Source organism: Runella sp. SP2, assembly GCF_003711225.1.
Classification (GTDB): domain Bacteria; phylum Bacteroidota; class Bacteroidia; order Cytophagales; family Spirosomataceae; genus Runella.
This window is the reverse complement of the sequence record NZ_CP031030.1, coordinates 2288129-2313800: the sequence shown is the minus strand read 5'-3', so window position 1 is coordinate 2313800 and position 25672 is coordinate 2288129. Positions and strand designations below refer to the sequence as shown.

Below are 25672 nucleotides of genomic sequence, written 5' to 3'. Positions count from 1 at the left end.
CAAATCTGTACCAGAAGGTGTTTTTGGAACGATTTTTGCTTATTTTTACCGAAAATAAACACATAAAATAGAACTTACTTCATCGCTGTAATGACCAAGATAACGTGTTGGTTGTACTGTTTTTTGGGTTTTGTGGGTCTTTGCCGCGCACAAGAGGTGCAGTGGGCCAGCAAGTTACAGGGTTTTTCTTCTGAATACATCAAAGAGTCAACGGGCAAAGAATACAGGGCGGTGCAAGCCTTGGGCTATCCCAATTCGATACCTCCTTTTGGCGAAACTGCCTGTGCATGGTCGCCCTACAATGCCGATTCTAATGTAGAAGAGTGGATAAAAGTTGGTTTCGAGCGCCCACAAAAAGCACGCCAAATAGTAATTGTCGAAAATTTTAATCAGGGTTGTATTACCAAAGTTTTTGCCTACGATGCTGCTGGAAAAGAGGTGTCAGTGCTTGACAATGGGATGCCCGTTCTGTCGGATGTAGGCCGTGTACTATCGCTTAACATGCCCGACACTACGTTTGAGGTTAGTTCAGTCAAAGTAGTCTTAAATCCGATTCGGGTAAAGGGTTACAATCAAATTGATGCCATTGGCTTAAACGCTTCTGCCAAGCCCTTTGATCTTAAAATCAATGTGTATAAAGATGCTCCCAAAGAAATCATTAAAGAGAACTTAGGCGTAGGGGTCAATTCTAAGGCCCAAGAAGTAGCACCAGTGATTTCGCCCGATGGGAAAACGATATTTTTTACAAGGGGGAAATTTGAGAAAAATATTGGCGGTGCAGAAAATCAAGATGTTTGGTTTTCAACCCGTCAAGGCGAACTGTGGGGGGAAGCTCAGAACATGGGAAATCCTATTAATAATGCCGACAACAATGCCATCGTAAGTATTTCTCCCGACGGAAAGACGTTGTACTTGATGAACGTCTATCGTCCAGATGGAACAATGACTTTTGGTTTATCGAAGTCAACCCGTTCAAAATCGGGATGGAGTATGCCAGTTGAGTGTAAAATTGAAGATATTTACAACCTTGATAAACGCAACAACACTGAGTTTGCCCTTTCCCCCAAAGGAAATGTATTGGTCATGTCGGTCAAGCGGCAAGATACCAACGGTGATCGCGATTTGTACGTGTCATTTTTAAAGAGCGACGGCACGTGGAGCAAACCCCTCAACATGGGAAGTGTCATTAATACTGCCGACGTAGAAAGTGCGCCTTTTATTGCTACTGATAACAAAACGCTCTACTTTACGTCCTACGGCCACGCGGGCTACGGCGGAGGCGACATTTTTATCACGCGCCGATTAGACGAAAGCTGGACGAAATGGTCGCAACCTGAGAACTTAGGGCCCGCTATCAATACACCTCAATGGGACGGTTTTTTGAGCATACCAGCTTCTGGTGACTATGCCTACGTGAGTTCAATGCAAAATTCCATGGGTGGTGAAGATATTTTTCGTTTCAAGGTATATTCCGCCATTCGTCCCGAACCCGTAGCCATGATTTCGGGGAGTGTGTTGGATGCTGATACCAAAAAACCTGTGACAACGGAAGTAGTGACAAACTTGCTGAAAGACAATTCAAACGTTTCGAAAGTTGAGTACGACCCCGAAACGGGGGAATATAAAATTTTGCTTCCAGTGCAAGAATCGTATCGACTGAGCGCGGTGAAAGATGGTTTTTTTCCATTGGACGAAATCGTTGATCTTTCCAAAGACAAACGCTACCGCGACATCAAACGGAATATTTTATTGGTTCCTATCAAAGAAGGAAAGAAGATTACGCTCAATACGGTGGTGTTTGAGCAAAGTAAATTTGAGCTTGTACCCCAGTCACTGCCCGATTTGGACCGCATCGCCGAAATGATGAATAAGTACACCAACATGGAAATTTTGGTGGAAGGTCATACCGACAACCAGGGCGATTTTAACCTTAACATGGAGCTGTCGGATAATCGAGTGAAAGAGGTCAAGAAATACTTAATGGGAAAAGGAATTGCCGAGACGCGCATCCAAATTAAAGGTTGGGGCTCCACCAAACCCGTCGCCAGTAACGAAATCGAAGAAACTCGTAAGAAAAACCGCCGAGTGGAGTTTACGATTCTGAAGGTCTGAGGTGTTACTAAACACAGAGTAATATAGTTGTTTGCTTGTTCCGTTATTTTGGGACGAATATAGTTTAGCGTCTCTGACGCTTTTTTTGTTTAAAATAAACAGAGAGTGGGTAAGAATAAAATGAAAAAACTATTGCCTTTAATTTTTGTTCCAGTTGTTTATGTTACAAAAGTTAACGCCCAAAAAAAGGACTTAGGTAGTTGGAACATTATAAACGTGAAGTACAATGTAAGCGATAAATGGAGTGTATTTGGAGAGGCCCAGCTACGGTCTTTGCTGTTTTATAATAACTTCCATTACTACGAATACAAGGGTGGGGTTACTTATAAAATTCATCCCAATGCAATGCTGACATTGGGGGCGGGTAGTTATCAAACCTACGCAGAAGGGGGCAACTTTGTGTTGCCAAAAAACAATGATGAGTTCCGAATTTGGCCCCAAATAGTTGTCAATCAATCATTGGGAAAGCTAAAAGTAGAACAGCGGTACCGTGCTGAACTAAGATTTACCATCAATGGGTACCGTAATCGATTCAGGTACAGATTGGGGCTGGCTTATCCGTTTGGAAAAGAAAAAAATGGCTACAAACCTTTCCAAATTAGCTTGAGCAATGAACTGTTTTTTACCGATAGAGAACCCTATTTTGAAAGAAACCGAGTGCAGGTTGCGCTCAATCTAAAGCCGTCCAAATCTACAGTCCTACAAGTTGGCTATTTACACCAACTTGATTACAAAATAAACGATGAAACTGGTCGTGATTTTTTGCAGATTGGGTATTTTATTGAGATAAACTAAAAAAATATAAATTAAGTGGTTTTACAGCATTTTATCGATTCGTAATTTTTTCTACATGTCACAACCACCCAAACGTGAACTAAAAGAGTATGTTGCCGTTGGTCATACCGAAGCCGAAAACCACTTCCGAACGCAACAGTCGCAGACCCAATTATCCTCCAATTCTTTCGATACTACCCGTACCCTAACGGAGTTTTTGTGGCACAATGTCTTTGGTTTTGCTTACCATTATCTTAAAAGCCGTTTTGGAAAGCGTCATCCCTACCAAAGCTATCCCCAGGGTGACGATAATGGCATTTTCCGAATGGAAGAAAAAAATGGCTTAACCCAACTTGCGTTGCTTTCAGATTGGGCATCAGATACCCCAGAATCCGACGCTGTGGGAGCAGTAGTGGCATCGCACTCACCTGACTATTCGATTCACTTGGGCGATATTTATTTTGTCGGTACACCCAGCGAAGTAGCTGCCAATTTTACGAGCCCCAAGGCATCTTGGCCACGCGGGAAATGGGGCAGTTTGGCCTTGTCGGGAAACCACGAAATGTATTCCAACGGGGACGCTTTTTTCAAGTATTTACTCCCCACGATGGGGGTTCGAGAAGGGGATTCGGTACGGATTCAGAAAGCGGGATTTTTTTGTTTGGAAAATGACCACTGGCGCGTTATTGGGCTAGATACGGGTTATACGTCGGTGGGGCGCCCGTTTTTAGAAGTGCTTTCACCCCCCGATTGTCATTTTCGAAAAGAACAACTTTCGTGGCTTCGCGAACAAGTGCAATTAGGAAACCCCGCCGACCAACGTGGTATCGTGTTTCTGAGTCATCATCCTCCTTTTTCTTCGTTTCGTAAGTCGTTTCCAGAGCCCGCCAAGCAGCTTTCCCAACTTTTGGGCGATGCCGTGCGTCCTGTTATATGGATATGGGGGCACGAGCACCGAATGGTGGTATATCATCCTAAACAACTCACCAACTTAACTATTAATGGTCGGTGTATTGGGAACGGAGGGATGCCTTCGGAAATTGATGAACCGAAAAATAACAAAGAGGCGATTGCCTTTTATGATCAGCGAAAACGTACTACATTACGGCGCATTGACGTCGGTTTCAACGGATTTGCCTGGCTAACTTTCGACCGAGAACATCTTTCTATGGAGTACCGTGACATTAACGATACGTTGGTTTACAAAGAGGTTATTCGGGTTAAAGAAGGTAAACTTGAGTTTTTGTCAATCAAATAAAAATTGGAAAACGTATGAAAAAATTACATTTCCTTGTACTCATCGGCATAGGGCTGGTACTGGGGTGCCAATCTGGTGTGGATGTCAATGAACCCCCTGCGGGAGCACCTGCGTTCAGCGGGGAAGCTTACCGCCCGATTTATGCTTCTGAAAATGAGGTGAACCAAGTAACAACCGAAGCGCCGCAGCCGTTGAAAAAACCTGGAAAAATCTACGTTCGAGGTAATTATTTGTTTATCAATGAACAAGGTAAAGGGATTCATTTGATAGACAACGCCGACCCACGAAACCCCAAAAAGATGTCGTTCATCAAGATTTGGGGGAATGTTGACATGGCAGTGAAAGGAAACTTCTTGTATGCGGATAGTGGTCCTGATTTTGTGGTGCTCAACATCGCAGACCCCGCCCAAGTGAAAGTAGAGAAACGAATCAAAAATGCGTTTCCGTCTCCTTTGTATCCGCCCTATAATGAGACTTATTTTGAGTGCGTAGAACCTTCTAAAGGTGTTGTGGTGGGTTGGGAAAAAGTGAAAATGAATCGTCCTAAATGTTTCCGTTAAGCAATCGTTATGAAAAATTTTAACTTAGCTACCCTTTGTGCGCTCTGTTTTGCAGTAGCCCTTGGCTGTGCAACCGACAAAAGTGCTGACGTGAACCCTAACAGTCAAACGGGTACGGGCGGTTCGATGGCCCGATTTGCCATTGTGGGAGATGTGCTTTATTGCGTCTTACCCGACAAACTACAAGTGTATAATATCGCTAACCCAACCAATCCTGTGTCGGCAAAAACTATCCCTTTGACGGTGGGTTTGGAGACGATTTTTCCGTACAAAAATGCCCTTTTCATCGGGGCAAATGCTGGGATGTACATTTTTGATAACCAGCAGCCTGACTCTCCTGTGTTGTTGTCGAGCTATTTTCACGTTCAAAGTTGCGACCCCGTGGTGGTGCAGGGCAATTATGCTTATGTTACGCTCCGTGGTGGCTCGGGCTGCCGAAGAGTGGCAACCGCTAGTACGTTGGACGTGGTTGACGTCACTGATTTGAAAAGCCCAAGGTTAATCAATTCCCAAACGATGGAATCGCCCTACGGTTTGGGCGTTATTGGCGAACAACTGTTTGTATGTGAAGGTGATCGGGGAATGAAAATTTTTGACCTAGTTGACCCCAAACAGCCTAAATTGAAACACGTCATAGGAGACATTAAAGCGTACGATGTGATACCCACGAGCAAAAGTTTAATTGTGACGGGCGACGGCGGCTTGGTTCAATACGGCTTGCAAGAGAGCGGTAAGCTGGAGGTGTTGAGCAAATTAGCCATTGAACCGTAACACTAATAGCATGAAAAAACTTAGCTTGTACTGGCTCTTTTTGTTTAGTTTAATGGGCAAAACGCTTTGGGCTCAAGACACACTTCGTCCCAAAGTAATTTTAAAAACAGTTCCCACAACCCTCATAGACCCCGATAATACGCTCACACTTGGGGCAGAAATACCGATTGCAACGCGTTGGAGTATCTATCAAGAAGCTGGTTGGGGTAATGCGGCCCTGAGTCCTTGGGAAGATGGGAAAAAGTTTGCCAGCAAAAATAATTTCCGATTCCGAACCCAAGGCCGTTATTATTTTTCTGACCCTTATTCACAGCGAGGAAGCTGGTATTTGGCTGCTGAATATTACCGAAAAGAGGTTTTTATCAAAGAAAATCGGGCATTGGGCAGAGATTGTAACCCCGCAACGGGGGGATGTGCTTATTTTGAAGAAGGGCTCGTGAAAACCCGCCGTCGGGTTTCGGCTAGTCACGTAAAAGCTGGTTATCAGGTAGTTGTGCCAAGGCGTTTGGTGATTGATTTGTATCTTGGAGGCGGATTTCGTAAACTCTTGGTTACCAACGATGCTGAGGAGGGAACTATAAACAACTGGTTTTGGAATCGAGACTTATTTAATTTTCGTACCCTTCGCCCAGGCAGTTACGAAACTACGCCTTCAATTACGGGCGGATTTAGTTTAGGAATTCTTCTAGGACAACGAAACCCGAAAGCATTACCTTTGCGTTAGCAAAAAAAGAGATACTGCTAACAGACAAAATAGGATAAAAATGCAAACCTACGAATACAAAGTAATTGAGGTAAAACCTGGAGGTTTTTGGGGAACAAAACTTGACCCACAAGACATTGAAGATAAGCTCAATAGCATGGCAAGCGAAGGATGGGAGTTGGTAAATTCTTTGGATATGAATGCTTATGAAGGAATGACTTCTAAAATTGTCTTTATTTTTAAACGTGCAAAAACTTTCTAATGGTTTTTCAGCAAGAACCTATTTGTGCCTTGGCGACTCCGTCGGGGGTAGGAGCCATTGGCGTTATTCGGGTGTCAGGAGAAGGGACATTTGCGGTCGTCAATAAACTTTTTAAGGGCAAAGACCTGACAAAAGTTGATTCCCATACGGTTCATTTTGGAACCATTCGTTCGGGCAACGAAATCATTGATGAAGTTTTAATCGCCGTTTTTAAAACGCCAACTTCGTTTACCAAAGAAGATACGGTCGAAATCTCTTGCCACGGCTCAGATTATATCATTCGCCAAATTTTGAAGCTCCTCGTTCAAAATGGCGCACGGTTGGCGCGTCCAGGGGAGTTTACGCAACGCGCGTTTCTCAATGGGCAGTTTGATTTGGTGCAGGCTGAGGCTGTAGCCGATTTGATTGCTGCCGATTCGGCAGCGAGTCACCGCACGGCCTTGAACCAACTTCGGGGTGGATTTTCAAAAAAATTGGCATTTCTGCGCGAAGACCTGATTCATTTTGCCAGCATGGTAGAATTGGAGCTGGATTTTGGCGAAGAAGATGTTGAATTTGCCAATCGGGACGATTTACGGGCGTTGATAAATAACCTTCAAACGACCATCGCACCCCTCATTGATTCCTTCGATTATGGAAATGCTCTTAAAGAAGGGATTCCCGTGGCCATCATTGGGGCGCCGAATGTGGGGAAATCGACGTTGCTGAACGCGCTTTTGAACGAAGAAAAAGCCATTGTGACGTCGATTGCAGGAACCACCCGCGACGTTATCGAAGATCTCCTTTACCTAGATGGTATCAAATTCCGAATCATTGATACGGCAGGTATTCGTGAGACGGTTGACGTGGTGGAGTCAATTGGGATTGAGCGTTCTAAAAAAGCCATGAACCAAGCCGACGTGGTGGTGCTGTTGTTTGATAGCCCAGAAACCTACGCCGAAGTGGAGCAGTTGGCGGAAGGGCTAGAGGAGGGAAAAAAAGTGTTGTGGGTAAGGAATAAAGCGGATTTAACCTCACCCAACTCTCTCCTTTCTGGAGAGGGCTTAACATTACTCCCTTCTCCAGAAAGGAGAGGGGCAGGGGGTGAGGTTAAAACAAAATCTCAACTTCTCGTCGAAGAAGGATTTAAACCCATGAACTATAAAATCCCGCCCGAAGTCTTGGAGAATGCACGAAATTTGCGTCAAAGAGAAACGGAGGCTGAACAATTTTTGTGGGAAATCCTGAGAAACAGAAAGTTAAATAATCTAAAGTTTAGGCGTCAGCATCCTGTTCAAGAGGGTTTTGTGTTGGATTTTTATTGTGCAGAACATCGGTTAGCTATTGAACTGGATGGCGGGATTCACGAAAATCCTGAACAAAAGGCGTATGATACGTTAAGAACGGATGAGCTAAATAAAATTTACGGAATAACCACCCTCCGTTTTACGAATGAGCAAGTTCTGGATAAAATCGATACGGTTTTAGAAGAGATTATAAGGTTAACCTCACCCAACCCTCCGTTGGACGGCCCCGTCCTTTCTGGAGAGGGCTTAACATTACTCCCCTCTCCAGAAAGGAGAGGGGCAGGGGGTGAGGTTGAAATCCACATTTCCGCCAAAACAGGTACGGGCATCGAAGACCTTAAAAAAGCATTGGTCGCAGTGGCAGTGGCTGCCAAAGCCGCTGACGATACCGTGGTGACCAATTTACGCCATTATGAACACTTGGTAAAAACGCAACAAGCCCTATCGGACGTTCTGAATGGCCTTGCGATAGGAATTACGGGAGACTTTTTGGCACAAGATATTCGTTTGGCATTGCACCACTTGGGAGAAATCACGGGTCAAATCGCTACGGATGATTTATTAGCCAATATTTTCAGTAAGTTTTGCATTGGAAAGTAACAATTTTTCTATTTTACACTTCACTATAATCCATGACCCAAATGAAGTTTTTGTTTACCCTCTTACTGGTTGGTTTGGTGCAGCTATCGATGGCGCAAACCCCTAAAATCAATGAAGATTCTGTCTATATACGCCAGCATTATACCAAAATGGAACGCATGGTTCCGATGCGCGACGGTGTTAAACTTTTTACGTCGATTTATGTTCCCAAAGACATTGCAAGCGGGAAAAAGTACCCGATTATGCTTAATCGGACTCCTTATAGTGTCGCACCCTACGGAGATACACTCTACAAAACTTCCTTAGGGCCGTCGATGCTATTTGCGCGCGATGGGTATATTTTTGTTTACCAAGATGTCCGTGGGAAATACATGTCGGAAGGCAGTTTTGAAGCCTACCGACCTTTTATTCCGAATAAGAAAAACGCAACCGACAACGACGAAAGCTCCGATGCCTACGATGCGATTGAATGGTTGGTGAAAAATATTGAAGGTAACAACGGCAAAGTGGGGACTTGGGGAATCTCGTCGCCTGGTTATTATTCAACCATGACGACCATTGAGTCCCATCCTGCGCTTAAAGCAGCCTCCCCGCAAGCCCCTGTGACCGACTGGTTTATGGGTGACGACCGCCATCACAACGGCGCTTTCTTTTTGATGGGAACATTTGCTTTTATTTCAGGTTTTGGTGCGCCACGTCCCGTCCCTGCACCCAAAGCTCGCCCTGCTTTTTCGGCCTATGGTACGCCCGATGGCTATGACTTTTACATGAAATTGGGGCCATTGAAAAATGTTAACGAGCGGATTTTTAAAGGCGAAAACCGCATTTGGAATCAGTTGATGGAAAACGAAACCTACAACGAGTTTTGGCAGTCGCGCACGCCTGTTCCACATTTCAAAAATGTAAAACCTGCCGTAATGGTTGTTGGGGGCTGGTTTGACCAAGAGGATTTGTACGGGCCGTTGAAAGCCTACGAAGGTATTGAAAAAAATAGCCCATCCTCGTCGAACCGTTTGGTGATGGGGCCGTGGATTCACGGAGGTTGGGCGCGCGGAAAAGGCGAGTCGTTGGGGCACATTCGTTTTGGCTCAGCGACGAGTGAGTTTTACCAAAAAAACATTGAATTGCCTTTTTTCAATCACCATTTGAAAGATGCGCCCGATCCTAAATTACCCGAGGCATACATTTTTGAAACGGGTGCTAACCAATGGCGTACCTACGACCAGTGGCCGCCCAAAAATTCGGTAGAAAAGAAATTGTACTTCCACCCCGACGGTAAACTTTCGTTTAACCCAACCCCCGAAAGTGTTCAAAAAGGAAAAGAACCCGCGTACAACGAATACACCAGCGACCCAGCGCGGCCTGTGCCTTATACATCGGAGATTCGGGTGATTAGAGGTAGTGACTTTATGTACGAAGATCAGCGTTTTGCCTCGCAACGCCCCGATGTATTGGTGTTTGAGTCAGACGTGTTAACGGAGGACGTTACGATTTCGGGTAATGTTTTTGCTGACCTTTTTGTATCAACAACGGGAACTGATGCCGATTTTATTGTAAAATTAATCGACGTCTATCCTGGCGATGCGCCAAACGACAGCCCCGAGAATCCCCGTAAAGCGATGGGCGGTTTTCAATTGTTAGTGCGTGGCGAAGTAATGCGCGCTAAGTTTAGAAATAGCTTTACCACTCCAGAACCGATGAAGCCTGGCAAAATTGAACACGTAAAGTTCGATATGCAAGATGCGGCGCACCGTTTCAAAAAAGGCCATAAAATCATGGTTCAGGTGCAAAGTAGCTGGTTTCCGTTGGTTGACCGTAACCCCCAGAAGTTCTTGAATATTTACAAAGCAGAAGCGAGCGATTTTCAAAAAGCAGTACATAAAGTATTTTGTTCGGGAAATGCCTCCTCGTACGTCGGAGTTCGGGTTGTGGAATAAAAAGATAATTGTTTGAATTTTACAAGCATCCGTTTGATTCAAACAAGCATCCGTTTGTAACCAACTTCTACTTTTGCATTGTTAATTTTCAATCAAAAGTTAAAAACAAACGAGCTATGAAGTACAACTTGTTAGGAAACACAGGACTGAAAGTATCGGAATTGTGTTTAGGTACCATGACCTTTGGAGGCAAAGGAATGTGGACTGCCATTGGTACGTTGCCACAAGACGAAGTAAATGCCTTGGTGAAAGCCTCGGTAGAGGCGGGGATTAATTTTATTGATACGGCCAACGTTTACAGCGAGGGCCTTAGCGAAGAAATGACTGGCAAGGCCATTCGTGAATTGGGCTTAAATCGCGATGAATTGGTGATTGCTACGAAAGTACGAGGGCGCATGGGCGCGGGGCCTAACCAAACGGGTTTGACTCGCAAGCACATTTTGCAACAAGCTGACGAAAGCCTCAAACGCCTCCAAATAGACTACATCGACTTGTACCAAATCCATGGGTTTGACCCCGTTACGCCTTTGGAAGAAACCTTGTCTGCGCTGGATATACTGGTTCAGAGCGGGAAAGTTCGCTACATCGGTTGCAGCAATTTGGCGGCTTGGCACATCATGAAAGCCTTGGGGATTTCGGAGCGTAACCATTGGTCAAAATTCGTTTCTTTACAAGCTTATTATACGATTGCAGGTCGTGATTTGGAACGCGAAATTGTACCGTTGCTTCAAGACCAAAAAGTAGGCTTGATGGTTTGGAGTCCGTTGGCGGGCGGTTTATTAAGCGGGAAATATGGTCGCCACGAAACACCCGAAGATGCTCGCCGCGCCAATTTTGACTTTCCGCCTATCAACAAAGAAAAAGCCTATGACATCATTGAAGTGATGCGCGAAATAGCTACCGAAAAAGGAGTAACCGTAGCTCAAATTGCGCTTGCTTGGTTGCTGCATCAACCTTCGGTTTCTACGGTTATTATTGGCGCTAAAAAACCAGAACAGTTGGCCGACAACATCAAATCGACCGAGGTGAGTCTAACCGCCGAAGAATTGGCACGTTTGGATTTAATCAGCAAATTACCTGCTGAATACCCCGCTTGGATGATTGAACGCCAAGGTGCTGATCGTCGATAAACCATTGTATTGTATTTGAGTAATTAAAGAAAACAGCAATGTCAACCGTCGAAACCCTAGAAGAATTTTATCGGCAAAAATATGCGACGCTTCCTGAAGTCCATCCCAACGACCCTGGGCATTTCAACGTATTTCGGGTAGAAGACCACGCGCCTACTCAAAAAGCGCCGCTGAAGTATGCGCGTCGAGAATTTTACAAAATTTCGCTGATAAAAGGGCATTTTGTGTATCACTATGCCGATAAAAGCTTGGAAGTAAACGGAGCGACATTGTTGTTTTTTAACCCCGAAGTTCCCTACACCATGGAGCATTTGGGAAACGAGCGTACGGGTTTTTTTTGCATTTTTAGAGGAGAATATTTTAGCGACCACCTCCGAAATAGTTTGCGAGAATTGCCCATGTATGCCCCTGGAGGAAAGCCTGCTTACATGCTGGACGAAGCTCAGTTTCGCAGTTTTGGGGCGATTTATGAAAAAATGCTCGAAGAAATTCAGTCCGATTATCGTTTTAAAAACGACCTCATTCGGAACTACATTATGGAAATTATTCATAATGCGCTGAAAATCCAGCCCTCCGAAAAACTGTATCGGAACATTGATGCCAATGCGCGCATTACGAATGTTTTTATGGAACTGCTCGAACGTCAGTTTCCCGTTGAGCCTACTACTCAAAAATTCCAATTGCGCTCTGCCAAAGACTTCGCCGAAAAGTTGAATGTCCACGTCAATCACCTCAATCGAGCGATAAAACTAAGTACGGGAAAAACGACCACCGAGCACATTGCCGAACGATTGATGGGGGAGGCCAAAGCGATGTTGCGCCACACGCATCGGAATGTGTCCGAAATCAGTTACTCATTGGGGTTTGAAGAGCCTGCTCATTTTAATCATTTCTTCAAAAAACACGCAGGAATGACCCCTACGGCGTTTCGGGCGTAGAGGGAGTTAAAACATCTTAGTGGGTACTGCCTGTGCATTAATCCTTTTTTTGTTTTTTACTTTTTTATCTGCAAAGTATTTTGATAGGGCATTTTCTTCTTCTTTAGTTAATCCGCCCTGACCACCGATAAAATCGGGTTCTATGATTTGTTTTTTCATAAGTTTGTGTTTTTGAAATATTTATTAATTAGTTTGAGGGCTGCCGTCGTTTCAATAATCATAATACGTCCCCCAAAATGGATGGCGCCAAGAGTTTTTTCGTAATGTTCAATGAGTTGTGATTTTGATAAAAACGAAATATTGCCTTCGTGTCCTCTTTGAAAAGATAGACGGCAAGCAAAAGCAATAGTTTTCAAGATAAGTACTTGGTTTTGTGCCTCATAGAGGCTTAACATTTGTAGAACAATGAGGGTTTGTCCGATTTGGTGTGCCGTAGGTACACTACTTGTAAGCGATGTTGTGTACCTACGGCACACTAAAATAAGAAAATAGGTCTCTATAACTACAAATAGGTAGTGCCTATAGGCACATTTTTTGATAAGTTCGCGTACAGTTACTATATTTTAAATAGAGTTGGTTAACTTATCTATCAAGAAGTCAAGCTCAATATGTTGTCTCTTGTTCACGAAATGAATTTACTAAAAATTTTTTGGCTCTACAAGTTTTAAACTAATACACGAATATAGCCATTTTATACTTTCTTCAACAAACCCCATGCCTTTAGGTTGGGAAATGCAAGTGTTGAACAATTATATAGCCCTAGCCTGAAGGCGTGGGATTTTAGGATGGATATAATTTAGCAATCTTTACAGTTTGATAATTTAGCCATTTATTCTTCAATGAAACTCTTTCAACAACAACTCCAATTAAAACCCCGTAAACGAGGCTTTCATCTCATAACTGCCGAAGTTTTGCAGGCTTTTCCGCAACTGCGCGAAATCTCCGTAGGAATGTGCCAAGTATTTATCCAACACACGTCAGCATCGTTGACCATCAATGAAAACGCAGACCCTACGGTTCGTCAAGATTTTGAAACGTTTTTTAACAAGGCCGTCCCAGAAAACGACCCCGATTATCGCCACGATTACGAAGGTTCTGACGACATGCCTGCGCATTTAAAAGCTTCAATGTTAGGTGCTTCGGTGCTGATTCCCGTAAGAAATGGGCGTTTAGCGCTAGGAACTTGGCAGGGAATTTATTTGTGCGAACACCGCAACGATGGAGGTGCTCGCACAGTAATGATAACCGCTTGGGGAGAGTAAAGCGCTTATTTACAGTCGCATAAGTCGCGGTCAACGTACGTTTTTTTGCCACTGGCCGTGAGGTAATAACAGCCCCCACTTTTGCCAATATAGAGAGAGTTGCCGTTATAAACGCTGCATCTGGTGTCAACATTAATGGACGTGCTGCGGTAGTCAAATCGTGCGTTTTGGAGTGCCGATTGGGTAGAAGAGGGGAGACTGCTGAAAAAATCCATGCCCGTTTTTCTCTCCAATTCGCTCACGGTTGTGATATAGCGAATCCAGCTTGTGTTCTTGACCGTACTGTTTTTGTTCGGGAAATCGACGGCAATTACGGGCGTGGAGCTATTGATTTCATTTACCGACGCATTTCCTGGCAATACTACGATGATTTTATACACCCGCGCAGGGACATTGACCACATCGTCGAGCTTCGTAGCAGTGCCTTTGCTTCCTTCGCCACCTGTGCCATAGGCACCTGCTGTTATGTACAGTTTGTAGCCTTTCTCGACTAATTCCCGACTAAATTGTTCCAAGTGCTCCCACGCTTCTCGGTTGAGGTCGGGCGCTTGTGGAATCATATTAGTCATCAAAAAAGTGCTCGAATTGCTACTCGTCGAATTGGTACGGTCGGCCGACGGGCACAAATGCCCACGGTCAAATCCTGAACTTGAATAGTCGCTGGGTTTTATTTTAGGCCAATCTTGCGGCAAAGCTTCGTCAGGACGGAAATCGTTTTGGCGGTCAATCGTTCCCAACCATTTTGGCGACAACTCCCACGCTACCCAGTTGGCATGGCCTTTGGAACGGTTGTACGAAAGCGCAAATTGGGGTTTGTTCAATAAATAATTGTCGTACGACGAAGGATTGGTTTGGGCATTACTTGGATTTCCAAGGGCTAAATGCGGACTTTGGTTGGTAACAGGCGTGTAACCTGGAGCACAACTTGATACAACAACAGCTACCAGCGCAAGGACAGCCAACGAACGGAAAAGATTCATACAAATAAATTTTACAATAAATTCGACCCCAAAGGTCTTATTTTTTTCACGGCACACAAAAAACGAAGGAATAACTCTTTTATTTGTACACTTCATCTAAACTTACTCTCCCAATGCGCTTGATTTGTTTACTTCTATTTTTAAAAATAACCACCTTATTTGCCCAAACAAAGGGTGCTACCCCTGCTTCCATTGGGATAGTAGGCGACACGGCCGATGTCACCGTCCCGACCCAAACGGGCTTTGTGTTAGGAGGCGGAAGTACCGATGTCAAAGAAGCTTTGCAGTGGATGATTGAACATGCCAAAGGCGGCGATGTCGTCATTATTCGTGCCAGTGGCGCTACGGGCTACAATGATTTTATTTATGGCTTAGGTGGAGTCAATTCGGTAGAAACATTGCTGATTAACAACCGAGAATTGGCGTTGAATCCCGCTGTTGGACAGCGAATTAAGCAAGCCGAACTTCTTTTTATTGCGGGTGGTGACCAAGGAAATTATGTAAAGTTTTGGCAAGATACCCCCGTTGAAGAAGCCATCAATTATTTGATTCACGTCAAAAAAGCACCTATCGGTGGAACGAGTGCGGGTTGCGCTATTTTGGGGGAAGTAGGTTTTGCCGCGCTCAACGACGGTATCAACTCGGAAGAAGCCCTAACGAATCCTTTTCATCCCAAAATGACACTTTTAAACGGCGGTTTTATTGATATACCAATCCTAAAAAACACCATTACCGATACTCACTATAGCAACCGCAGTCGGCACGGGCGGCATTTGGCTTTTTTGGCTAGAATGAAACAAGATTGGGGAATGAAGGCCAAAGGAATTGGGGTTGATGAAAAAACTTCGGTGTGCATTGATGAAAAAGGCATTGCCCGTGTCTTTGGGAGTCAAGCAGCTTATTTTATTATGGCCAACAAAAAAAAACCAGAGCGCTGCGAATCAGGACAAAAACTGACGTGGAACCGTGGCGGAAAAGCCGTAAAAGTGTATAAAATCCCCGCGACCCTCAACGGAGACGGGCGCTTTGACCTAAACACTTGGAAACTCCCCAAAGGCCAAACGTGGACGTACTGGTTTGCTAACGAAGGCACAATAACCGAATAATCAGCGTGCATTTAATCTGCGCCCATCTGCGAGAAAAAAATAAACCCATGAAAAAGATACTCCTAGCATTATTATGCCTGACTCAGGGCTTATTGGCCCAAACCTCCAACGAAATCCGTCTGATTATTCGCTCGGACGATATTGGATTTTGTCACACGGCTAACGACGCCTGCATGAAAGTCTATACCAATGGAATCAGTCGTTCGGTTGAAATCCTCGCCACCGCCCCGTGGTTTATGGAAGCCGTGAAAATGCTTAAAACCCAGCCCAATTACGACGTCGGCGTGCATTTGTGCTTGACGAGCGAGTGGGAAAACTTAAAATGGCGTCCCTTAACGTCAGCTCCTTCGTTGACGGACGCCGACGGGTATTTTCCGCAGTTCATTTGGGAAAACAAAAAATTAAGAGACAGCCCCTATTTGCTTCAAAAAACCATCAACGTAGCTGAAGTAGAACGCGAATTTCGGGCGCAAATCGAACTCGTCAAAAAGCATTTGCCGTGGGCAAGTCACTTATCGGCGCACATGGGCTGCACCAACGCTACCCCCGAGGTAAAAACGATGGTAGAGCGTTTGTCGAAAGAATATAATTTACCCATTCAAATGCCAAAAGACGTTCAGTACGTTCGTGGGTTTGGCGGGGCCGATAAATCGCCCGAACAAAAGGAAAAAGATTTGGTTGAAATCCTCAAAAACCTCCCCGCAGGAACGCACTTTTTGGTCGAACACCCAGGTTATGATTCGGGAGACATGAAAGGCGTAGGACACGTGGGCTACGAAAACGTCGCCTACGACCGCGAAGGGGTGACGCGCGCTTTTACGAGTGCTGAAGTAAAAAAAGTCGTTGCCGAGCGTGGTATCAAACTTATAAGTATCAAAGAGGCAATGGCGGGGAAGTAATAAAAAAAGAAACTGTCTAAAAAGGGGGCGCTGGAGAGCGCCCTTTCTTTTTAAGACAGTTCTTGTATATAGAAGGGTTCGGAATGCTAGTGCTTGTTCAGTACGACAATATTTTCGGCTTCGTAGGTGCCGCCTTCAGTTTGTAAGTGATACACTTTGTCAACGGTTCGGAAAGCTGGAGCAATGTTGGTCAATTCAGCCGTCAGGTACCTTCCTGTAACCGCGTCTCGAACAAAGAGCCAGTCGCCTTTTTGCAAGTTTTCTACGCGTTTTTCACCCAGCAGCGTCAGTACAGGATGGTTGGGCGTTACTTCCAAAGAAAGCAAACCACTTTCATTGCGCGTACTTACCCACGCTTGCCCGTTGGGACGAACAAGCAGGCGCGTAAGCGAAAAAACGCCTTCATTGACAACCACTTTTTCAACCCGATTGGCACTTATGCCCGTAATTTCATCACCAACTTTAATGCCCGAAATTTTCCTTTCGGTACCATCCACGAGGTTGACAAAAGTCTCGGCAGGAAAACAAAATTCCTGAGGATGAGCCAAAGCGCTGTTTGTGCGAGGTGTAGCTTGGCCTAATGCTAAAGCAAAACAGATACCTAGTCCGTCGTTGGTGAGGCTTTGGGCTTTTAAGTCAGCTAAGAAATTATCCTTGACCGTTTTAGACGAAGTTTCGTTGGGTAAAACGAGCGTTACGAGGCGGTTTTGCGACGAATACACGACCAGTTGTCCAAGTGCGCTTTGGCCAGTACGTTCCGAAATGTCATAAAACGACACCTTGTGTTCCACGCCATCGTTAAACTGAAACGACTGCGGGGTTTCGTGCTGACGATAGGAGAGGCCGTGGCTCCGAAAATGTTTTTTTGGGGAGCCACTACGAATCTCTACGGTTTTTGCTTTATCAAATTCAGCCAAAGTCATTCCTTGCTGCCTTTCCTGAGCAAACGTTGCCCAACTGACAGCGACTAAAACAAAGGGAATAAATCTCATGACTTTTTAGCTGACCGATTTTGCAAAAGCATCTTTAAAGGCTTTCATTTCGTCCATGGTTCCGATGCTTACGCGGCACCAGTGTTGTTGGTCAAAAAACCAACTTTTAACACTGACGCCCTCAGCCATCATTTTTTGAAGGAGCATCGGCCCTTTCATTTTGATGGGAAATAAAACGAAGTTTGCTGATGAAGGTAAATAACTGTATCCCATTGAAGTAAGGCTGTCGCAGAGGAATTTCTTAGATTCAATGGTGTTTTTTAAAACCATGTCCTGAAATGCTTTGTCTTTAAAAGACGCAGTTGCCGCCGCTGCCGAAGTGGTAGAAACGGTAAAGCCGCCCGAGCAGAATTTGCGTAAATCTTTCAACAAAGCAGGTTGCCCCAAAGCGTAGCCAATTCGCAAGCCCGCAAAACCGTGGAGCTTAGAAAGCGTACGCAAGATGAGTACATTTTGTCCTTTACGAACACATTCTACCATGCTATCCGTGGCAGGATTGGGTGCGTAGTCGATGTAGGCTTCGTCCACCAAAACCGTTGCTTTGGGAGAAACCGAATCGCAAAAAGACTTTAATTTAGCCGAAGGCAACATCACACCCGTTGGGTTGTTGGGGTTGCACACGTAAATCATGCTAGTTTCGCTATTTACGCGCGTTGCCATCGCTTCCAAATCATATTGATAATCCTTGGTCAAAGGCACTTTTTCCGTTTTCATTGTCGCGCCATCTTCGCGGGCATCGCGTCCAGAGATGTAGCAAGTTTCAGCCATCATCACTTTTCCTTTGGTGGCGGCCAATAAAAGGCTTGCCATCAACAATTCCGAAGAACCTGCCCCCAGCATCACTTGGTCGGTTGTTACGCCGTGCATGTCTGCAATGGTCTTTTTGAGCTCGGCAGTTACGGGGCCAGCGTACAAAAAGGCTTTTGGTGCGTTGTCGGCAATGGCTTTGATTGCCGTTGGCGCGGGACCCCAAGGGTTTTCATTGGATGACAAGCGCGCTTTCACTTGCGGCGCCGCTGCCAACAGGGCTTCTTGAACAATTTCTCGTTCGCGCTCAGCATAGACATCAAAAATCCCAAGTGATGAATAAGTCGTTGACGCTTGAGCTGTAGTTGCTGAACCCAAAGCAAGTCCTGTAGAGGCCAATAGCCCAGACTTTAACCAATCCCGACGATTTACAATAAAAGACATAGTGATAGCGGTAAAAAGGTTTTCGTTTTGTTTCCCAAAAGAAAAACTGGACTCTCGCTTGGCGGCGATAAAACGGAAGTACTTATTCTTATCTATATATACTAATGGTGTGAATAAGTGACTGCGTCTTTGATGATGCAAAATTAGAAAAATATAATTTAATGTCAATACATATTTTAAAAAAATTAAATTAAAAAATCGATAAAAATCAATATTTTGGCGTATATACATCAAAAATTAAACTAAAATATGGTAAAAAATCAAAAATGTAATCAAAATAGCTTTAAATAGAAACAAGCTTATTTTGCAATTTTACTGTTGTAAATAGTTTGTTAATGATTGATAATATAGAATAAAATAATGTAAAATCAATAAATAATTGCATTAAAATGATAAATAAGGAATATTTTGCAAAATATTTTAAAATATATTTGGCAATTTGGAGATGATGATATACTTTCGAGTCAACAAACTAAGGAATAGTACAATTTTCTTCTAGTTGAGAAACTCCAGAGCCGCACTTGTAGGGGTTGCTTCAACAATAAAAATTGAAAGGTCTCTGTGCAGACCACCGTATTTCTTGCAAGGAAAGCAAACGAGGTTATGGACGTTTGCTCGCTGAGTATCGCAGTTACTTGAAATTCCAAAATGGCATTCAGATTGAAACCCAAACGAAAAGCTTGGCTTTTCCATTTGCTGTTTTCAATCGAAAGATAAAGGAGGAAAAATCCTCTTGCTTGGCCACGCTTGCCCGACTGTTCGGATGGTTAGTTTATGCTAATGCGGCCAGTATAGATTAGCAACTGTTCAGTCGGTGCAATGCGTGAAAGGAATCACACGAATACCTAAAACAAAACTGTTACCAGATGAAAAAATATCTACTTTTATCAGCATTAATGACAATCGCGTGGGTTGGATATGCCCAAAGGTTTGTCAAAGGGACGGTTACTTCAAAAGACGAAGGTGCTTTGCCTGGCGTGAACGTAATCGTAAAAAGTACGAGAGCTGGGGTTGTGACGGATGCAGAAGGAAATTACAAAATTAGCGTTCCTGACGATAACGCGGTTTTGGTCTATAGTTTTATTGGTTATTCAATTCAGGAAATTCCTGTCGGGGGACGTTCTACTATTAATATCGAACTTGTCCCAGACATCAAAGCCCTTCAGGAAGTAGTAGTAACGGCTTTTGGTATCGAAAAAGAGAAAAAAGCCCTTGGTTACACGGTGCAAGAAGTCAAAGGTACACAGCTTGCTGAGTCTCGTTCTAACAACGTTGTCAATAGCCTTTCGGGGCGTGTCGCAGGGGTGCGTGTCTCAAGCAATGGCGGCCCTGGTAGTGGCTCTACGGTACAGATTCGTGGTAGTTCGTCGGTTTCAGGAAACAACCAACCACTCGTAGTTATTGACGGTGTACCCATTGACCAATCAACCTCAACCCGCATGACCAGCGGTGAAAAGCAATTTGGCGGTGGTTTGTCGGAGATTAGCCCAGACAACATCAAAGATATTAGTATCCTAAAAGGGCCTAACGCGGCAGCCTTGTATGGTTCGCGCGCGGCCAACGGTGTTATTTTGGTAACAACAAAAAATGGCGCAGGTACTAAAGGAATTGGCCTTGAGTTTAACCACAATACGACTTTTGAACGTCCATTGGTCAAACCAAAGTTTCAAAACATGTACGGTGGAGGAAACGGATACCGTACTTGGTATAACGATGGTTGGTCGGGTACCATTACTGATCCCACCGAAATCCAACAGTACCGCGCTGCCTACGGCCCTAACGCACCTTTGACTGGAACAGAAGGGACGGACGAAAGCTGGGGTGCTCCTTTGGATGGTCGTTTGGTACGTCATTGGTACACAGGTACTGCAGTGGCACCACTCACACCTCAGCCCAACAACTGGGAAGGATACTGGGAAACAGGTGCTACCACGACCAATAACGTAGCCCTTTCGGCTGGAAATGACAAAGGAAGTTTCCGCTTGTCGATGGGTCGGATGGATCAAAAAGGTATTATGTACAACAACGATTTTTGGCGGAACAACTTTAAATTGAATACCAATTATAACTTCACTTCAAAGTTAAGCGCAACAGTATCAGCTGAATACGTAAAAAGCGGCTCAGACAACCGTTCTTTTCAAGAAGGTCAGCAGTTTATTTGGGCGCACCGCCATACCGATTGGTCAATGTTGAAAAACTACGACGAATACAATGCAATTCATATTCAACGTAAAGTGGCGGGTCGTCTCCCAGACAATGATCCACCTAACTGGCAACATACCTTCTTTACCAACCCATTCTTTGTGCAAGACCGTTTGCCTTCATCCAATGAAAAAGACCGCTTGGTAGGAAACATTGCCTTGAACTACAAAATTTCGCCTTCGTTTAGTGTCTTAGCTCGTTCGGGAACGGACTACTGGTCGGATACGCGTATCAACGTCATTAACTTTGACCGCGTTCGTAACGGAAACCGTACACCTGGGCAATATTCAGAAGATGTTCAACGCGCCCAAGAAACCAACAGCGACATCATTTTATCTTTCAACAGAAACGTAACCAACAACATTTCGGTAAGTGCTCAAGCGGGAGCCATCAAACGTACCAATTATTTCAAACGTAACTTCACCCAAGTTGGGGAGTTGGTGGTAGATGGACTTTATAACTTGTCAAACTCCGTCACCAGTTTGAACACTGTGTCGAGCCGCATCGAAAAGACAGAGATGCAAAGTGTGTTTGGAACGGCACAAGTAGGTTGGAAAAATGCCTTGTTCTTGGATTTTACGGCGCGTAACGACTGGTCAAGTACTTTGCCTTCTAATGCACGTTCATACTTCTATCCATCAGTTTCGGCAAGTGCAGTTGTAACCGACTTATTGGATCTTCAAAGCTCTATTCTGACTTTTGGTAAAGTGCGCGCTAGCTGGGCACAAGTTGGAAACGATGCTTCGCCGTATCAATTGGCTCAAACCTTCCGCTCTGCCAGTGCTTGGAATGGTAACACACCTGAATATTTTGAAAATACAACCATCGCCAATTCAAGCCTTAAACCCGAAATCACGACGGGAATTGAGTTAGGTTTAGACTTGCGTTTCCTTCGTGGTAAGTTAGGTTTAGACGTGACGTATTATAATCAATCGTCTAAAAACCAAATTCTTGGTGTAGAAATCTCTAAAGCATCTGGTTACAATAGTCGAATCTTAAATGCGGGTGAGATTGTCAACAAAGGACTTGAAGTAGTAATTTCGGGTACGCCTTTGAAAGCTGTAAACGGGTTTACTTGGGATGTGAGCTTCAACTTTGCCCGCAACCGCAACAAAGTAGTGGCACTCGCTGAAGGTTTAACTACTTATACCCTACACACCCAGCGTGGTTTGACTTCGGAAGCGCGCGTTGGTCAACCTTATGGTGCTTTGTACGGTATTGGTTTTGAAAAAGCGCCCGATGGACAAATTATCTACAAAGACGGTTTGCCAGTGGTTTCAACCACGCCACGTTTGCTCGGAAATATCCAGCCTGACTGGACGGGTGGTTTCTCTAATACCTTCACTTACAAGAGCTTCTCATTGGCTGCTTTGATTGACGTACGCGTAGGAGGTGATTTCTTCGACGAAGGTACGGGAACGGCGCGTTGGACAGGTCAGTACGAAGAAACGGCGATTGGACGTGAAGAAGGTATCATCGGTAAAGGCGTAAAAGTGGTAAGCACCAATGCAGATGGCTCGTCGGTATATGCGCCAAACGACATCATTGTGGCAGCCAATCAATTATACGGGTACAACAATCCACGTCGTTATCATGAAGCCGTTATTTATGACGGAAGTTACGTCAAACTTCGCGAGATGTCTTTCGGTTATTCAGTTCCTGAGGCCATCTTGAAACGCTCTTTCATCCGCTCGGCCAAGGTGTCTATCGTTGGACGTAACCTTGCGATTTTGTTCAAGAATACACCACACATCGACCCAGAAGTGGACCGCTTCGGTGGAAACCGTCAAGGGTTTGCGTACGGCGAGTTACCTAACTCTCGTAGTGTTGGTTTTAACGTATCTCTCGGATTCTAAACGACTTATCTCTATGAAAAAATATACATTACTTTCGCTGACGTTGGCTGCTCTTTTGGGTTCTTCTTGTACCAAAGAGTTTGACAAAATGAACATCGACCCCAACAACCCAACGGCCATTGGTCCGCAGTATTTGCTGCCCTACGCCATGGAAAAATCGGTGGATAGATTTTGGGGAGGAAGCACGCGTTTTGAGCGTTTGAACATCGACGGAATGATGCTTTGGATGCAGTATTTTACCCGAAATATTTACTCAAACGAAGGTGACAATTACGGACTTTCACCCGCATTTTACAACAACAACTGGGCGTCTTTCTTCAACGATGGCTTGTTGAATTTCCAACGAATCATTGTGGATAGCTCGCCAACGGGCAAAGCGCCAAACACCAATTATGAAGGAGTGGCTTTGGTAATGCGTTCGTGGTTGTTTTCGGTGACAACTGATCTTTGGGGTGCCATCCCGTATTCGGAAGCCTTAAAGGGTACGGCCGAATCCCCTAATTATACACCAGCGTATGATTCACAAGACAAAGTGTATGAAGGGTTGTTGAACGACCTTAAAATTGCCAATGAAAAACTCGTAGTTGGTGGCCCAGGCGTTCAAGGGGATATTATTTACGGAGGTAACATCTTGAAATGGAAGAAGTTTGCCAATTCATTGCGTTTGCGTTTGGCCAATCGCCAGGCTGCGAAAAAGCCGGCTGAGTCACGGGCGATTATGCGGGAAATTTTGGGCGATGCTACAAAGTACCCCATTTTTACAAGCAACGACGACAATGCCTTGATTAAAAATACGGCAACACTTCCAAGCAACAACGAATGGCACGAAGTGATGGTGCGCGGTAGCCGTACTGACTGGAATATCAGTAGCACTTTGGCCGATAAGCTCAACGCTTTGGGCGATACCCGCATCACGATTTATGCAAATCCAGTAGCTGGAAAATATGTTGGACACCCCAACGGCCTGCCCGATGCGATTGCTACGACTTATTTGTCGTCGAGCTCAACGATTGGTAGCTACTTCACTCGTCCTGAGACGCCAAGTGTGATTATGACGCTTTCAGAATTGAACCTAATTTTGGCCGAAGCTGCTATTGATGGAGATATTACGGGCGACGCCAAAACGTACTTTGAAAACGGAATTACGGCTTCTTTTGAACAATACGGTTTGAAAGTACCTGCCGATTATTTTACCAAAGTAGGTGCCGTAACGCGCGAAAAAGTACTTGACCAGAAATGGATAGCATTGTACGGAGTAGGGGTAGAGGCTTGGACCGAATACCGCAGAACAGGCTTCCCTGTGTTACCTGCCAAAGATCCACGCGCCGTTTTTGAAAACGATGGTGTTTTGCCAACGCGTTTGCCGTATCCAAGTACCGAATATTCGCTCAACAAAGCTAGTTTGGAAAAAGGTATTGCCCTCAATGGCGGTGCCGATAACATGAAAACCAAGCTTTGGTGGTCTGAAAAGTAATCCAATTGTTAAATTTTTGTTCACAGAAATACATAATTTCAATTTTGCTATGTTGTTGTGAATAAAATAGTTAACTTAGAGTCACCATAACAAAGTACCAACAAAAGCCACAAGCTAAACCGCCAATTCAAAACACACTCACAAACACATGACACAGATTATCAACCGCCGCAGTTTACTTAAATCAGGTTTGATGACCTTAGGAGGAATGGCCGCTGCCCCAGCAGTAGGTGCCTTCGCAAATGTACCTTCACGTATAGACACCAACGGTAATATATTTCATAGCCCTTTACTCAGAGAAACGGTGTTGGAAAACCCGCCAAAAACGCCGCCAACCCTTGTGCGTATCAATGCCAACGAAAATCCTTATGGCCCTCCAATGAGCGCTAGGAAGGCAGTGGCAGATGCAGTTGCGGGCGGTAGCCGTTATTCGTGGAAAGAGTTAGAAAACCTTGTTGGAAAAATCGCTAAAAAAGAAGGCGTTACTCCTGACCACATTATGATGGGCCCTGGTTCGTCGGATTTGTTGGAAAAAGTAGCTATTGTACTTTTCCAAAAAGGTGGAAATGTAGTTTCGGCTGACCCAACTTATATGTCATTGGTGAAAGTAGCCGAGGCGACGGGAGCTACCTGGAAGGCTGTGCCGTGTAAAGGTGACTGGTCGCACGACTTGAAAGCAATGGAAGCGGCTATCGACAAGGACACAAAACTTGTTTATATCTGTAACCCTAACAACCCAATGGGTAGCATCACGTCGGGCAAAGAGTTGATGGATTTCTGCTCACGGGTTTCAGAAAAAGTACCCATTTTTGTGGACGAAGCGTACCTTGAATTGGCCGTAGGTGCTGATACTCAGAGTATGGTGTCGTTGTTGGCACAAAAGAAAAACGTCATCATCGCTCGTACTTTCTCAAAAATTATGGGTATGGCAGGTTTGCGCGTAGGATACGTTGCGGCGCTCCCTGCGACGTTGGATAAAATTCAGAAAATCACCCGTGGTGGAATGGGCATCACCCAAACGTCGATTGCCGCAGCGGTGGCAAGTATGGACGATGCGGAGTTCCAAGACACAACGCGTAAATTGAACCACGAAGTGAAAACTTACCTTTGTAAAAACCTCGATCGTTTGGGTTACAAATACGTGCCTTCATACACCAACTTCGTGATTTTCCCAATCAACATTCCGACCAAAGAATTGCTCCAAAAAATGATGGCGAAAGGCATCATGGTGCGCGGATACGAAATTCAGGGCAAGCCTTGGTGCCGTGTAAGTATGGGTACGATGGACGAAATCAAGCAGTTTGTAAGTACGCTTGAGGCAATAAGCTAATTTTGAAATAAGGACAGCGGCGTAGGTAGCAAACCTACCTACGCCCAAC

22 protein-coding genes are annotated in these 25672 nt (G+C 44.7%); 17 read left to right on the top strand and 5 right to left on the bottom strand.

The window, feature by feature from the left end:
- Positions 1-90 precede the first annotated feature (90 nt).
- The 11 genes from DTQ70_RS09780 to DTQ70_RS09730 all read left to right on the top strand — a co-directional run bounded on the left by DTQ70_RS09780 (position 91) and on the right by DTQ70_RS09730 (position 12331).
- Positions 91-2112 (top strand): OmpA family protein, encoded by a 2022-nt coding sequence (locus tag DTQ70_RS09780; RefSeq protein WP_122930640.1) that lies wholly within the window; start codon positions 91-93, stop codon positions 2110-2112.
- Positions 2113-2328: 216 nt separating this feature from the next.
- Positions 2329-2907 carry a DUF2490 domain-containing protein gene (locus DTQ70_RS09775; protein WP_164489954.1) on the top strand — a complete coding sequence of 193 codons (579 nt, stop codon included), beginning with the start codon at positions 2329-2331 and terminating at the stop codon, positions 2905-2907.
- A 55-nt stretch (positions 2908-2962) separates the two neighbouring features.
- Positions 2963-4144 carry a metallophosphoesterase gene (locus DTQ70_RS09770; protein ID WP_122930638.1) on the top strand — a complete coding sequence of 394 codons (1182 nt, stop codon included), beginning with the start codon at positions 2963-2965 and terminating at the stop codon, positions 4142-4144.
- A 14-nt stretch (positions 4145-4158) separates the two neighbouring features.
- Positions 4159-4704: a hypothetical protein gene (locus DTQ70_RS09765; protein ID WP_122930637.1), complete on the top strand. Its 546-nt coding sequence runs from the start codon at positions 4159-4161 to the stop codon at positions 4702-4704.
- 9 nt (positions 4705-4713) lie between these two features.
- The gene (locus DTQ70_RS09760) at positions 4714-5475 is read left to right on the top strand and encodes an LVIVD repeat-containing protein (RefSeq protein WP_122930636.1); all 762 of its coding nucleotides are present in this window, start codon (positions 4714-4716) and stop codon (positions 5473-5475) included.
- Positions 5476-5485: 10 nt separating this feature from the next.
- Positions 5486-6199, top strand: a complete 714-nt coding sequence (locus DTQ70_RS09755) for a DUF3575 domain-containing protein (RefSeq protein ID WP_122930635.1) — start codon at positions 5486-5488, stop codon at positions 6197-6199.
- A gap of 40 nt (positions 6200-6239) precedes the next feature.
- A complete protein-coding gene (locus DTQ70_RS09750; protein WP_122930634.1) occupies positions 6240-6440 on the top strand; it encodes a DUF4177 domain-containing protein in 201 nt (66 codons plus the stop codon).
- Complete coding sequence (mnmE, locus tag DTQ70_RS09745; RefSeq protein ID WP_122930633.1) at positions 6440-8326, top strand: tRNA uridine-5-carboxymethylaminomethyl(34) synthesis GTPase MnmE; 1887 nt, start codon at positions 6440-6442, stop codon at positions 8324-8326. Before DTQ70_RS09750 ends, mnmE begins: the two co-directional genes overlap by 1 nt.
- Before the next feature lie 41 nt (positions 8327-8367).
- Positions 8368-10263 (top strand): CocE/NonD family hydrolase, encoded by a 1896-nt coding sequence (locus DTQ70_RS09740; protein WP_229600104.1) that lies wholly within the window; start codon positions 8368-8370, stop codon positions 10261-10263.
- Positions 10264-10379: 116 nt separating this feature from the next.
- Positions 10380-11393 carry an aldo/keto reductase gene (locus DTQ70_RS09735; protein WP_122930631.1) on the top strand — a complete coding sequence of 338 codons (1014 nt, stop codon included), beginning with the start codon at positions 10380-10382 and terminating at the stop codon, positions 11391-11393.
- Positions 11394-11431: 38 nt separating this feature from the next.
- Positions 11432-12331 carry an AraC family transcriptional regulator gene (locus DTQ70_RS09730; protein WP_122930630.1) on the top strand — a complete coding sequence of 300 codons (900 nt, stop codon included), beginning with the start codon at positions 11432-11434 and terminating at the stop codon, positions 12329-12331.
- A gap of 6 nt (positions 12332-12337) precedes the next feature.
- Here the strand turns inward: DTQ70_RS09730 and DTQ70_RS30660 are convergent, their stop codons facing one another.
- Both DTQ70_RS30660 and DTQ70_RS09725 read right to left on the bottom strand, forming a co-directional pair.
- On the bottom strand, positions 12338-12490 hold the full coding sequence (locus DTQ70_RS30660) for a hypothetical protein (RefSeq protein ID WP_164489953.1): 153 nt from the start codon (positions 12488-12490) through the stop codon (positions 12338-12340).
- A complete protein-coding gene (locus tag DTQ70_RS09725) occupies positions 12487-12687 on the bottom strand; it encodes a hypothetical protein (protein WP_206019668.1) in 201 nt (66 codons plus the stop codon). Before DTQ70_RS09725 ends, DTQ70_RS30660 begins: the two co-directional genes overlap by 4 nt.
- A 483-nt stretch (positions 12688-13170) precedes the next feature.
- On the opposite strand from DTQ70_RS09725, the gene DTQ70_RS09720 reads away from it, so the two are divergent.
- Positions 13171-13593, top strand: a complete 423-nt coding sequence (locus DTQ70_RS09720; protein WP_122930629.1) for a secondary thiamine-phosphate synthase enzyme YjbQ — start codon at positions 13171-13173, stop codon at positions 13591-13593.
- Between the two features lie 5 nt (positions 13594-13598).
- Here DTQ70_RS09720 and DTQ70_RS09715 read toward each other — a convergent pair whose 3' ends face one another.
- A complete protein-coding gene (locus DTQ70_RS09715; protein ID WP_122934335.1) occupies positions 13599-14573 on the bottom strand; it encodes a DNA/RNA non-specific endonuclease in 975 nt (324 codons plus the stop codon).
- Between the two features lie 113 nt (positions 14574-14686).
- Here DTQ70_RS09715 and DTQ70_RS09710 point away from each other — a divergent pair, with 113 nt between their 5' ends.
- Together DTQ70_RS09710 and DTQ70_RS09705 are read left to right on the top strand one after the other, a co-directional pair.
- Positions 14687-15679 (top strand): cyanophycinase, encoded by a 993-nt coding sequence (locus tag DTQ70_RS09710; RefSeq protein WP_122930628.1) that lies wholly within the window; start codon positions 14687-14689, stop codon positions 15677-15679.
- A 47-nt stretch (positions 15680-15726) separates the two neighbouring features.
- A complete protein-coding gene (locus DTQ70_RS09705) occupies positions 15727-16578 on the top strand; it encodes a ChbG/HpnK family deacetylase (RefSeq protein ID WP_122930627.1) in 852 nt (283 codons plus the stop codon).
- 86 nt (positions 16579-16664) lie between these two features.
- Here the strand turns inward: DTQ70_RS09705 and DTQ70_RS09700 are convergent, their stop codons facing one another.
- On the bottom strand, positions 16665-17570 hold the full coding sequence (locus DTQ70_RS09700) for a Hint domain-containing protein (protein WP_122930626.1): 906 nt from the start codon (positions 17568-17570) through the stop codon (positions 16665-16667).
- 6 nt (positions 17571-17576) lie between these two features.
- Positions 17577-18761 (bottom strand): histidinol-phosphate transaminase, encoded by a 1185-nt coding sequence (locus tag DTQ70_RS09695; protein WP_164489952.1) that lies wholly within the window; start codon positions 18759-18761, stop codon positions 17577-17579.
- An 866-nt stretch (positions 18762-19627) separates the two neighbouring features.
- On the opposite strand from DTQ70_RS09695, the gene DTQ70_RS09685 reads away from it, so the two are divergent.
- The 3 genes from DTQ70_RS09685 to DTQ70_RS09675 all read left to right on the top strand — a co-directional run bounded on the left by DTQ70_RS09685 (position 19628) and on the right by DTQ70_RS09675 (position 25623).
- Positions 19628-22819 carry a SusC/RagA family TonB-linked outer membrane protein gene (locus tag DTQ70_RS09685; RefSeq protein WP_122930623.1) on the top strand — a complete coding sequence of 1064 codons (3192 nt, stop codon included), beginning with the start codon at positions 19628-19630 and terminating at the stop codon, positions 22817-22819.
- A gap of 13 nt (positions 22820-22832) precedes the next feature.
- Positions 22833-24293, top strand: a complete 1461-nt coding sequence (locus DTQ70_RS09680) for a SusD/RagB family nutrient-binding outer membrane lipoprotein (RefSeq protein WP_122930622.1) — start codon at positions 22833-22835, stop codon at positions 24291-24293.
- Between the two features lie 148 nt (positions 24294-24441).
- Complete coding sequence (locus DTQ70_RS09675) at positions 24442-25623, top strand: histidinol-phosphate transaminase (RefSeq protein ID WP_122930621.1); 1182 nt, start codon at positions 24442-24444, stop codon at positions 25621-25623.
- The last annotated feature ends 49 nt before the right edge of the window (positions 25624-25672 follow it).